Here is a 12,514-nt window from a genome sequence, read left to right on the forward strand (position 1 = left end):
GCCACGGATGCTGCCGATAAAGCTTCTGATGTGATGAAAAACACCCCTGATGCTGCGGGTAAAGCCGCATCTGATGCAGTAAAGAAAGCTACGGATGCTGCTGATAAAGCTTCTGATGCGATGAAAAACACCCCTGATGCTATGGGTAAAGCCGCATCTGACGCGGTAAAGAAAGCCACGGATGCTGCCGATAAAGCTTCTGATGTGATGAAAAACACCCCTGATGCTGCGGGTAAAGCCGCATCTGATGCGGTAAAGAAAGCGTCGGATATTGCGGAATACCGAGGAATTATTTTAGAAAATCAACAGGATTTATTTAAAGATTATGATTTAGATAAGCTTTTGCATAAGATACGAGCGGTGCTTGAGCATAACAATTTGAAAAATGTTAACAAGCAGTTTTCTCGGCTTTTTGGTAAAAAAGACTCTTCTGTTTATTCTTGTTCCTTTGAAAATGCCGCTTTAGATGAACAATCTCAGACTGTAAAAAAAGAGATGGTGCAGGATCATAGTACAGGTGATCAGATAGAGGTTGCTTTTGCAGAGGCTAAGGGGAAGCGCCATGATCATGAAAACAGTAACCATTTGAAAAAAAATCATAAAGATGCGAATGAAACAGGAGATCATTTAAAAAAAGCTCATGATGTAAGTGATCATATTGAAGAACAACAGAGTGCAGATGAGGCTCTTTTTTCTTCCAAAGCTTTGTATAAAGAAGGTTATGATTTTATTCGTTCCGCCAACTATGTTGAAGCTGAAAAAACCTTTTGCACTTTTCAAAATCGTTACAAAAAAGATCCTTTGAGTGATGATGCTTTGTTTTGGTTGGCAGAATCTTTGTTGGGGCAAAAACGCTATCATGAAGCCGCACAAGTTTATCTTACGGCATGGTATGCAGATAAAAAGAAGCTTTATACTTCTGAAATTTTGTTAAAATTAGCAAGAAGTATGGTTGCCCTTGAGGTGAATAAAGAGGATTGTACTCATTTTGTGAAAAAATCAAAACGTCAACAAACATTAGCATCTGTTTTTTGTAAACCTGCAAAATAAACAGCGAGGTCGTTTTCGGTGTGCGTTAGACTGGCAAGAAATCTCTTTAAAACATCGGATTTTATTCCATGTCAGAAGTTGATTCTTGCCGTCTCAGGGGGAAGTGATTCTTTGGCTTTGATGTTTTTGGTCAAAGAGCATTTGGAAACTCTCGTATTTCCTCCAGAAATGATTGTTGTCACGGTTGATCATCAATTGCGTAAAGAATCGATGCGTGAGGCAGAAACTGTTGCGAAAATTTGTCGTGTCCATGATATTCAACATATCACTGTGCGATGGGAAGGCGAAAAGCCAAAGACGCATATTGCTTCCAGCGCGCGTGTTGCACGCTACGATCTCTTGGTTAAAGAAGCACAAAAACAAGGCGCATCAGTTATTATGACGGGCCATACACTCAATGATCAGGTTGAAACCTATCAAATGCGGTATCAACGTCTCCAAAAGAACAGAGGTGCTTTATATAGTGAAGCTGTTACCATGCGCGATGAGGTTTATGTCAGTGGTTTTGATGGTATTTTGCGCGGTGAAGCCGAGGGTATACGTGATGAGTTTCATGCCAGAAAAACAAGAAAAAATATTTCCGAAAAAAACGATGGTCCGCTCTACGAGCGTGGTTTATCCTGTATTCCGCGCGAGGCGTTGTTGCATAGAAAAGTGCGTTTGATTCGTCCACTCCTTGGTGTAAAACGCCAAACATTACGGAATTATTTACGCTTACAAGGACAAACATGGATTGATGATCCAACCAATGAAGATCATAATTTTGAACGCGTGCGTGTGCGTCATTCTCTGCGTTCCGAAAAGCTTGTTGATATTGCTAAAAAAATAAATGAAGCCGCATTGCAACGTCGTCAACACGCGCAAAATATTGCCGATTTTATTTTAGATCTGGATATTACTGTTCAATATGGGCGTTGTTTCATCGTAAAGCCTGCGCTATTTTTACAGAAACATTCCAGTTTTCCTTTCGTGGTGGGGCTTTTTGCCGTGCTGATGGGAGGGGGATTTTATTTGCTTCCTCATCAAAAATTAAGCATGCTTGTTCAAAAACTCTGTCTCGATTCTCCAGAAAAGAAGCGTTTTACTTATGCGGGCTCTGTTATTGAATATAACAAGCAGGGAATTTCTTTGTGGCGAGAAGGGCGAAATATAAAAGAGGCTATCGTTGAGCCAGATAAAACTTTTATATGGGATGGGCGCTATCAGATTACAAATCATGGATCCGAGGCTATAAAAGTTGGAGCCGCAAATTTAGAACAGCTGAAATTTTTATTAAAAAATAGCGATTTTGAGCTTGAAAAGCCTCATTTTCCCTCTTTACAATCGCTGGTGATGATCTCAAATGACAAAGGGTGTGATATTCCAGAGTTGATTTCTCAAGCGGTTGTTCATAAAAATGTTATCATCAGGCGGATTATGGCACCTTTCTATTGGCTTTCTTCGCGCGAGGACGCTGCACTGGTGAGTGTTGTGGAACCTTTTTTTAATATTGAAGTGAAAAGATAAAGAAAAATTACTCTAAAAGAGAATAAACAGCTTCTCATCCCTTGGCAAGGGGCTGACAAGGTTATATGTTAAGGGGAAATGTTTGAAATCTAGATTTGATTAAGTGGGCTGAATATGAATTCCAATTACCGCTCTCTCCTCATTTGGGGAGTTATTGCCTTAATTTTGATTGTGTCGTTTTCTTTCTTTAATGGAGATAGTCAGCGTTCTGGTGGTGGAGAGGTTTCTTATTCTGAATTTTTACAAAAAGTTGAGAATAATGAGTTGAAATCTGTGACCATTCAAGGTCAAAAGTTAACAGGACAAACTATTGAACATAGAGCTATTTCAACCTATGCTCCACGAGATCCAGGTTTGATACAAAAATTGGAAAGCAAAAACGTCAATGTTAAAGCTATTCCTGAAAGCTCTGGAAATAGTATTTTCCTCAATCTCCTCTTTTCCTTATTGCCTGTTATTATTATCGTGGGGGCGTGGGTCTTTTTTATGCGGCAAATGCAAAATGGATCACGCGGTGCAATGGGGTTTGGGAAGTCAAAAGCAAGATTGCTTAATGAAGCGCAAGGACGTGTTACTTTTAAAGATGTTGCCGGTGTTGAAGAAGCAAAGCAAGATCTTCAAGAAATTGTTGAATTTTTACGCGAACCACAAAAATTTCAACGTTTAGGAGGCCGTATTCCACGCGGTGTTTTGCTTGTTGGTCCTCCAGGAACCGGTAAAACTTTGCTCGCACGCTCTGTGGCTGGTGAAGCCAATGTGCCATTCTTCACCATTTCAGGGTCTGATTTTGTTGAAATGTTTGTAGGTGTTGGGGCGAGCCGTGTGCGTGATATGTTCGAACAGGCTAAAAAAAATGCCCCTTGTATTATCTTTATCGATGAAATTGATGCTGTTGGGCGCCATCGGGGTGCTGGACTAGGAGGGGGAAACGATGAACGCGAGCAAACCTTAAATCAGTTGCTTGTTGAAATGGATGGGTTTGAGCCCAATGAAAGTATTATTCTTATTGCTGCAACAAACCGTCCCGATGTCCTTGATCCCGCTTTATTGAGACCAGGGCGTTTTGATCGGCAAGTTGTTGTGCCAAACCCTGATGTTTCTGGGCGTGAACAAATCTTGAAAGTGCATGTGCGCAATGTGCCTTTAGCGCCCAACGTTGATCTGAAGATTTTGGCAAGAGGTACACCAGGATTTTCCGGTGCGGATCTGATGAATCTGGTCAATGAAGCTGCTCTTATGGCTGCAAGCCGTAATAAAAGAGTCGTGACAATGCAAGAATTCGAAGATGCGAAAGATAAGGTGATGATGGGGGCTGAGCGTCGTTCAACCGCTATGACACAAGAAGAAAAAGAACTCACTGCCTATCACGAAGCAGGACATGCTATTGTGGCTCTTAATGTGCCAGTTGCTGATCCTGTCCACAAAGCAACAATTGTCCCAAGGGGAAGGGCCTTGGGAATGGTGATGCAATTGCCTGAAGGTGATCGCTATTCCATGAGTTATCGTTGGATGATTTCTCGTCTGGCCATTATGATGGGTGGACGTGTGGCTGAAGAATTGAAATTTGGAAAGGAAAATATCACCTCCGGTGCTTCTTCTGATATTGAACAAGCAACCAAATTAGCGCGCGCAATGATCACACGATGGGGATTTTCTGATCTGCTTGGGAATGTTGCTTATGGAGATAACCAAGATGAAGTCTTTTTGGGTCATTCTGTTGCGCGAACACAAAACGTTTCTGAAGAAACAGCGCGCATGATTGATATGGAAGTGCGTAAGCTTATTGATGATGCCTATAAAAATGCTACAGAAATTTTGAAAACAAAAAGAAAAGAATGGTTTGCTTTGGCACAAGGTTTGTTGGAATATGAGACTTTAACGGGAGCTGAAATTAACGAAGTTATTGCAGGAAAGCCTCCTTCACGCACACAGAAAGATGAGAATGCTGCACCACGGGGATCCTCTGTTCCGAAAACTGGAACAGTGAGGGTAGAGACAGCAGGCGCAGAGGAAAAAGACGCTGAAACAGCGCCTAAAATAGCAACTCATAAGGTAGAGACTGATAAACTAGAAGAGGGTAAGGCAGAGGGAGCTGTAGGGAAGAAAACAGCAAAATCCAGTGATGTTGAACCTAAGGAGCTTCAGTCTAAAAAAGTGCAATCGGATGAGACTGAGAAAAAAGCGCAAAGCACAAAAGGTACCACAAAATCAGTCAACCGCTCTAAAAGTAAAAGCAGTGCAGAAAAAAAGTCAAATACGGTGGGACATGATAAAGGAAAATAGGAGCCTTTTAAGAACGCTTGAGTGACGATGTTTTAGGAAAACTTCTAAATTTTTTGAGAAAGGCGCAAGCTTTGTTTGCGCCTTTCTTGCAATATTTGCAAAAATATGGAAGCAAAAAAATTAAGCAAAGCCGTTGTATGATGACGGCTTTAGCATGCTACAAGGCGAGGTGTACTGTTGCTTTTCTAATGTGGTAGGGGTTGTAAGGTTAGGTGATAGATTTTCTTGCTGATTTGGTAGGGTATGAGGTTTGGTGCTGAGTTTCTTTACGGATTTAGCAAGTGTGTGAGATTATCCGTTGGTTGTGTTAAAGGGATGTGTAGAGCATTTTGAGGAGATAATATTTCTTTTATGTGTGAGGGTGTAACATAATTGTTTGAGAGTGGTTTAGATGTGTAGATGGTGAATAGGGGGCTTGATTGTCTAAATGCATGAAGGTTTAAGATCAATGATCTGATTTTATACGGGGAGAGGAGGACTATTGTACCAAGGGGGCTTTTAGGGGTTTAAAAAAGTCAAAGGGAAAAAGTAGATATTAAAGGAAAGAGGTATGGTACAAAAATATTTTGGTACAGATGGAATTCGGGGGAAAGCCAATTCATTTCCGATGACACCCGATTTTGCTATGAAGGTAGGGATGGCGGTAGGGGTTTTATTCCGCTCACAACATCAATCACGTCGTGTGGTGATTGGAAAGGATACACGATTATCGGGCTATATGTTGGAAAACGCTTTGGTTTCAGGATTGACTGCTGCTGGGATGGAAGCTTTTTTATTGGGTCCAGTGCCAACACCTGCTGTTGCAATGCTTTGCCGCTCTTTGCGCGCGGATCTTGGGGTGATGATTTCTGCTTCTCATAACCCCTTCTATGATAATGGAATTAAACTTTTTGGTCCTGATGGTTTTAAGCTTTCAGATGATATGGAAGCGAAAATTGAACAATTAATCGATACAGATCTTTCAAAATCTTTAGCAAGTTCTGCCGAAATTGGTTATGCAAAACGGGTTGAAGGGGATATTTATCGTTATATTGAATATGCCAAACGAACTCTGCCGCGTGATGTTCGCTTGGATGCTGTGCGTATTGTTGTGGATTGTGCCAATGGGGCTGCTTATAAAGCGGCTCCTCGTGCTTTATGGGAATTGGGGGCTGAGGTTTTTGCTATTCATGATGAGCCAAATGGTACCAATATTAATCAAAAATGTGGGTCAACCGATTTAAGTTCTTTAAAACGAAAAGTGCATGAAGTACGTGCTGATGTGGGTATTGCTCTTGATGGAGATGGAGATCGTGTTCTCATTGTTGATGAAAAAGCACAAACGGTTGATGGAGATCAGTTGATTGCTGTAATTGCTGAAAATTGGCATAAAATGGGACGATTACGGTGCAATGGTGTTGTTACAACAATTATGTCAAATCTTGGACTAGAGCGTTTCTTGAACGGCAAAGGGTTGCACCTTGTAAGGACAAAAGTTGGAGACCGTTATGTTGTCGATGCCATGCGCCAAAAGGGATATAATGTTGGTGGTGAGGCTTCTGGGCATATTGTGCTCAGTGATTTTGGCACAACGGGTGATGGCTTGGTGGCTGCCTTGCAGGTTTTAGCCTGTATGAAAGAAAGCCAAAGCCCTATGAGCCAATTGTGTAAACGGTTTGAACCTGTACCGCAAATTTTAAAAAATTTAACGGTTAAAAATAAAAATGTCCTGAAAAAAAATCCTGTTAAAACGGCTATTGATCAAGCAGAGAAAAAGTTGGGAAAAGAAGCACGCCTCGTTATCCGTGCTTCTGGAACTGAACCGGTTATCCGCCTTATGGCTGAAGGCGATGCACGAGAAGTGTTGGATGCGGTCGTAACAGAGTTGATGGATGTTATTACGCAACATGATGCACACGTGGGTGCTGTGCTTTGAGGAATCTTGAATGCTGTGAGGTAAGTAATCAGGTAATCTTTTGAGAGATAGAAGGGAAGTTTGCTACGGGAATTATTTGTTGGAATATAAGGGGATATTTCTAACGTTGAGTAGACTTCAAGCGGGTGACCTTTGAATAAAGGGGAGGCTTCTTATGATGGTTGAGGGGAAGAAAAAGAATAAAGACTAAAGCTTGGAGGCTTGTGTGTGCTAGAGGAGGGGAGATCTTGAGAGAGGGATGAAAATTCTTGAGTTGTATAGAAGAAAAAGCTGGTGAGAGCAGTCAGTCAAAACGGTTATCCAAGAAAAACGGTTGTTGATGAAGGAGTTTTGGGATTCGTGTAATGGCGAAAATCTATCCTTTATACATTGCATATAAGGGAGGATCAGAGATTAGATAAAAAAGGGTTTGGCAATTTATACTGATAAAGCGATGTCGTTTCGTGATTTTGTCTTTAATGTTGTCTTGGGATGTACTTCATAACTATGGGTTTGATTCATCAAAAGTTCTCCCTAAAGAACAACTTCAGGATAAAAAGCTAGTGAACGAGCTTCAAACAGCTGTTCAATTTTTGCAACAAAGACATATACAAGAGATCAACAACGCATCTGTGCGTACAAAGTCAAAAGATGTGATACGGTCAAGAAACCTAATGCATTAGAAACTTTTTATTGTAGCTCATTTGGGGTCTCATTAAAGAGTAACTAAAGGAGGGTTACTTATAAATATAGCGGTGAATTCAAGAGATATTGTGCGAGCATGTATAGATAAGAATTTAAAAAAGCCCATGAAATATTAGCGCCTCTAGGGCTTACTGTGTCTTATTTTGTACGGATTGCTTTGATTAAAGTTGTCAATGAAAAGGGATTTGTCGTTTGATATGTATGTTCCTAATGAAACAATATATTGATTTATAATGATAATTTAGCGTTCTTCAAGTTGAATTAGCCCCCTAATATCGTAAAATTTTCTCATTTCAAATCTATTCCATGTTGAATCAATCAAAATCATTTGCTTGCACGTCACAAGCGGGGGGGAGTCCATGTGGAAAAAACCGTACAAGAAAGAACTAAAAATGGTTCTTATGAGCCCTCTCTAGTGCTAAGGGCTGTCAACACTCACGAGCTGGCAAAGTGTGTGATGGTGCCAGCATGCGAGACGCTTGAAATTTTTGAGAAAAGTGAAAGAGGAGAAGATGTTTTTTTTGTAAAAGATGTGGAGGATTTATTTCGTCATTTGGATATTTGATACTTCTGATCATTCATTTAAAATTGGCTTTTAATTTACATCATTATAGTTACGGGTATCACGTATTTTTATTGATAATTTACAGGGATTCCGTATATTGAACAATTATGCAAACAATGATCGAAACGATAGCTTATCCTATTATGCCGTAAAACACCGTTGTTTAGAGCGGTGGTATAAGCCATGAAAAGCTTTATATATTGAATGTTTTTAGATATCGTGATCAGTATTTCAGGGCAAGGTTTGTCTGTCGCGCCTATGAAGTGAATCGCGTGAGTGGTCAGTAGCAGGAAGCCGCCGAGAGATGCTGGACTTTTGACAGGCTCGTGGCGGGTAGGAATCTCACTCCTTTGAGGTGTGGGGGAAAGTCAATTAACTTGTGCGAAAGAGGAAGGCATATCACCTGAAGCATTATTTAATATTGTTTTTTTAAATTGCTGCTAATCCAGATGCTGGTGTTTTTATGCAAGGAATGAGGTGAGAGCAAGGAAAGTTAGATTCCCAACAAAGCATAAGGGTAAAAGTGGGGAATATAGGGTTATACCCTTTTTGGTGGTCAAAATATTCCGGTGTTTCTCTTAGATATTTACAGTAAATTATCTCAAGGAAATTTAATTAAGCTAGTAAGCTAGAAAGAAATGAACTTAAGTGAATTTTAACTGTACTCTTAAACGAATATCGAAAGGAAAAAATAATGGATAAGGCAAATAAGTAGGATTGCGTATATTACAAGGAGCTTGTGAAGCTCTTTCTTAATGGGGTTACGACCCTCACGTAAAATAGCACACCATTGTGTGCAGTTTCACGGATTTGTTTTAAAGAAACATTTCTTAAGGCACCCAGGCCCTTTTCATGGCGCCGACCATGAATGGTATAACGATAAAGCCATTGAACACCTCCATCTTTATGTTTTTGAAGAAGCGAGTCGGTGCACCATCACACACTTTGCCAGCTCGTGAGTGTTGCGACAGCCCTTGGCATTAGAGAGGGTTCATAAGAGCCATTTTTAATTCTTTCTTGTACGGTTTTTTCACATGGACTATCCGCTTTTAGTGTGTAAGCAAGTGATTTTGATTGTTTCAAGATAAGCAGGTTTGAAATGAGAGAATTGTACGATATTCAGGACTCTCATTCAACATACAAAACAGTGAATTATCATTATAAATCAATGTATTGCATGTTTATGAAGAAGCGAGCCGGTGCACCGTCACACACTTTGCCAGCTTGTGAGTGCTGCGATAGTCCTTGGCATTAGAGAGGGTTCATAAGAGCCATTTTTAATTCTTTCTTGTACGGTTTTTTCACATGGACTATCCGCTTGTAGTGTGCAAGCAAGTGATTTTGATTGTTTCAAGATAAGCAAGTTTGAAATGAGAGAACTGTACGATATTCAGGGTTCTAATTCAAGTTGAATAACGCTAAATTATCTATATAAATCAATACTTTGTTCTTATGCTAAAGGTGAAGCGGAGGTCATAAATTTGGTAGCCATATCCTTGCAAACATTGATGTCAAAAAAATCAGAAAAAATATAGGGTTATAGATATCATTTTCGGCATGTTTTGGTTTTTCTGTAAGGCGCATTCGTGATTGGAAACAGGGACGATATTCTATAGATACTTTTTCTCGTTTGTTACTTTCAATCATTGAAAATGAACCTGAAGCGATCAATTGTGCTCTTAAAAAATCTCTATTGGCATAAGAGGGGGAGGGTATCGTTTTTTTTAAAAAGCATCACGGCGCTTGAAAGGGTCGTAATAAATTTCTGTTACACGAAATTTTCCTTCCAAACGTTTACATTGGATGATGACATCTATCATCGAGATTAATAAGCCGCGGATATCGTCGCGTGCTAAATTACCACCCCCGTCACTTTCTTTGACTAAAAGGGTCATTTGTTCAAAGGCGGCGAGTGCTGTTGAGGCATGAACGGTGGTGATAGAACCTGGGTGACCGGAATTGACATTACGGATATAGTAAAAGGCTGTACCATCACGCAGCTCTTGCAAAAGAATTCTGTCGGGGCGCATACGCAATCCAGATTCAAGCAGTTCTTTTGCTCCAGCTTTTGCTAAGCCTTGATTATCTTTTGAATAAAAGAGCTGCACTTTGTTTGTGTGTGGAACGACAAGCTCGGGCGTGTCTTCTATGGTGAGAATGCGTTCATATTCAGGGATTTTTGCAATTAAAGCTTTGGAGAGGGTTGTTTTACCAGAACCGGTTTTTCCAGAGATTAAGATATTTTGTTGTGTAACAACAGCGCGTTCTAAAAATGTACAAAAGTCTTTGGCGATAAAGAGATCTGTTAGCTCTTTTTCTGTATCAGAGAGTTCACTTGCCCGTTTTGTCATTTGTTCAAGGGGGGTAAAACTGACGTTTCTGGTGACAGAAAATAGCTGGTTTTCGTGTAGACTTTCAAGAGAAAAAGTGCGTGATGAAGGTTTACGAATTGTCATGCTCATGGTGTTGGGGGCAACAGCAGGGGGCATGACAATTTGTATGCGTTCGTTATTGGGCAGTGTTGCGGAAAGAACGGGATTTTCTACACTAATTTTTTGTGTTGTGTAGGCAGCAACAACTTTCGCAATCCCTTCTAGTTCGCTGTAGGTTAGCTCTTTTAAGATGTGGGTTTGCCAACCATTTGGACCCTCAACAATCACTTCGCCTGGGCGATTGACAACAATCTCAAATAAATTCTCATCATTGAGGAAGTCATCTAAGATTTTTAATTTTGTTAAAACGATAGAGGCTCGTTCTATGTTTTTTGCTGTTGGCATAATATACTCTGAACGTGAGAATTAAAAAAAGGAATAGCCTGGCGTAGAACGCGAGAAAGCGTTTCTCTTTTTTCTTGTGATGGTTAATTTATAAACAGAGGAAAAATCGAGATCTTTTGCTACGAAAATGTTGACCAGTTCGCCTTGAAATTTTTCTAAGGTAGGAGGGATATTGATTTGATTTTCAAGGGCAATACTGGCGGCTTCTTTTCCAGTGTTGTTTGCGCCTTCAAAACCGCCGCCTCCAGAGTTGTTTGAACCTCCTTTATTGGAATTGCCTACTATTTTATTTGTTAAAACTGTTGTGGCACCATCAATAACGGTCAACAAAAGGGAAGAGCCAAAGCGTTCCCACCAATGGGTGTTGATGTTGCCATCAAAACCAGCTCTTCCTAAACTGTCTGTTGCGGGTGAGGCAAGGTCGATGATGACACCGGTTGGAGTTTTTGCTCTTGTCCAGAGAACAAAGAGGCGGGATTGACCTTGTTTTATCCCTCCGCGGTATTCGCCAATCACTTGAGTTCCTTTATCAAGTAAAACAACGCGACCATTGTCGGAGAGGATATCACGGTTAATAATGCAGCTTGCAAAGCCTGGTTGCTCACTGTTTAATGCCGTTTCTAAGATACAGGGAATAGAGGTTCCCATGGCGATGATAAAGTTTCTATTGCCGATGAGTTTTGCTTTTGCTTTTGCTTCTTCTGTTTTGGTAGGCTTTAGTAGGGTCGCAAAATTTTGTGTGTCTTGAAGGGCAGAGGAATTTTTCATATTGGCGAGATTTTCAAGGGTATTGAATTTTTCAAAGGGATTGAGAGTCGTGTTGACAATGTCTTTTAATTGAGACCTAGAGCCTTTGGCAAAAGCAAGAACGGGGGCGCGTCTTGCGGCATCAAGTAAGGGATCATCTTTTTTCGGTTCTTGTGCGAGTGGTTGTGGGGGTGGTAAGGTTATTGGCGCTATGTTTGCACGCGGGTCAGAGGGGACGAGCTCTAAAGGGGCGAGGGAATTGTGAAAGCTTTGTTCTTGTTTTTTATGAGCTTTTGCGGTGTCTTTTTGTTCTGTGGGGGTGGATAAGATGTTCCAGAGGACATAGCCGCAGATTCCTATACAAGCTATTGCGACAACTATTTTTTTGCCGGCGGTTTTGGCGCTATTGTTTTTGCCATCTCCAATAGATCCTCGATCTTCGATGATTGATTTATCACTCATGTGTTGTCCCCTTCAATTCCCGCTTATTTAAAGATCTGATGCAATTTTACGTTCAACAGATGGTGAGGTGGTTTCGGTTCCTAGATTAATACCTTTTGGTTGATAGGCTTCATTAAAGACGCATAGGATATTTTTTCCCTGTCTTAGGGTGAAGCGTGCGCTAATGGCATGGTCAGTTACCCTGTTGCCTCTTGTGGTTTTGGGAACTAGTGATTCTGTACCGTCATTGTTTACAATATAAATGGCAGGGATTTCTTGGTTGTCGGGAAAAGACAATGTTGTTGTTCTGCTATCCCCAATAGTGCCTCGATCTTCGATGATTGATTTATCATTCATGTGTTGTCCCCTTTAATTCCCGCTTATTTAAAGATCTGATGCAATTTTACGTTCAACAGCTGGTGAGGTGGTTTCGGTTCCTAGATTAATACCTTTGGGTTGATAGGCTTCGTTAAAGACGCATAGGATATTTTTTCCCTGTCTTAGGGTGAAGCGTGCGCTAATGGCATGGTCAGTTACCCTGTTGCC

At 40.7% G+C, this 12,514-nt stretch carries 6 protein-coding genes and 3 pseudogenes; 5 read left to right on the top strand and 4 right to left on the bottom strand.

Annotated features, from left to right (window positions below; genetic code table 11):
- The 5 genes and pseudogenes from ACFIM1_RS03885 to ACFIM1_RS03905 all read left to right on the top strand — a co-directional run.
- Positions 1–1,050: pseudogene (locus ACFIM1_RS03885) on the top strand (tol-pal system protein); the annotation flags it as partial.
- An 18-nt stretch (positions 1,051–1,068) separates the two neighbouring features.
- On the top strand, positions 1,069–2,556 hold the full coding sequence (gene tilS, locus ACFIM1_RS03890; protein ID WP_375609302.1) for a tRNA lysidine(34) synthetase TilS: 1,488 nt from the start codon (positions 1,069–1,071) through the stop codon (positions 2,554–2,556).
- Between the two features lie 114 nt (positions 2,557–2,670).
- Positions 2,671–4,839, top strand: a complete 2,169-nt coding sequence (gene ftsH, locus ACFIM1_RS03895) for an ATP-dependent zinc metalloprotease FtsH (protein ID WP_375608107.1) — start codon at positions 2,671–2,673, stop codon at positions 4,837–4,839.
- Positions 4,840–5,389: 550 nt separating this feature from the next.
- On the top strand, positions 5,390–6,754 hold the full coding sequence (gene glmM / locus ACFIM1_RS03900) for a phosphoglucosamine mutase (RefSeq protein WP_375609303.1): 1,365 nt from the start codon (positions 5,390–5,392) through the stop codon (positions 6,752–6,754).
- A gap of 1,045 nt (positions 6,755–7,799) precedes the next feature.
- Positions 7,800–8,003, top strand: coding sequence for a hypothetical protein (locus ACFIM1_RS03905; protein WP_375609304.1), 204 nt, complete (start codon positions 7,800–7,802; stop codon positions 8,001–8,003).
- Between the two features lie 748 nt (positions 8,004–8,751).
- Here the strand turns inward: ACFIM1_RS03905 and ACFIM1_RS03910 are convergent.
- From ACFIM1_RS03910 to ACFIM1_RS03925, 4 genes and pseudogenes are all read right to left on the bottom strand, one after another.
- A pseudogene (locus ACFIM1_RS03910) lies at positions 8,752–9,007 on the bottom strand (Arm DNA-binding domain-containing protein); the annotation flags it as partial.
- 720 nt (positions 9,008–9,727) lie between these two features.
- On the bottom strand, positions 9,728–10,780 hold the full coding sequence (virB11, locus tag ACFIM1_RS03915; RefSeq protein ID WP_375606526.1) for a P-type DNA transfer ATPase VirB11: 1,053 nt from the start codon (positions 10,778–10,780) through the stop codon (positions 9,728–9,730).
- A 21-nt stretch (positions 10,781–10,801) separates the two neighbouring features.
- Positions 10,802–11,989 carry a type IV secretion system protein VirB10 gene (virB10, locus tag ACFIM1_RS03920; RefSeq protein ID WP_375606525.1) on the bottom strand — a complete coding sequence of 396 codons (1,188 nt, stop codon included), beginning with the start codon at positions 11,987–11,989 and terminating at the stop codon, positions 10,802–10,804.
- A gap of 27 nt (positions 11,990–12,016) precedes the next feature.
- Positions 12,017–12,277: pseudogene (locus ACFIM1_RS03925) on the bottom strand (TrbG/VirB9 family P-type conjugative transfer protein); the annotation flags it as partial.
- Positions 12,278–12,514: the final 237 nt, after the last annotated feature.

The organism is Bartonella sp. AC158YNML, assembly GCF_042196725.1.
Lineage (GTDB): Bacteria > Pseudomonadota > Alphaproteobacteria > Rhizobiales > Rhizobiaceae > Bartonella.

What these genes read in the sequence shown, in the direction of transcription:
- ftsH (WP_375608107.1), top strand. Translation starts at nt 2,671, where the DNA reads ATGAATTCCAATTACCGCTCTCTCCTCATTTGGGGAGTTATTGCCTTA.
- glmM (WP_375609303.1), top strand. Translation starts at nt 5,390, where the DNA reads ATGGTACAAAAATATTTTGGTACAGATGGAATTCGGGGGAAAGCCAAT.
- virB10 (WP_375606525.1), bottom strand. Translation starts at nt 11,989, where the DNA reads ATGAGTGATAAATCAATCATCGAAGATCGAGGATCTATTGGAGATGGC.
- virB11 (WP_375606526.1), bottom strand. Translation starts at nt 10,780, where the DNA reads ATGCCAACAGCAAAAAACATAGAACGAGCCTCTATCGTTTTAACAAAA.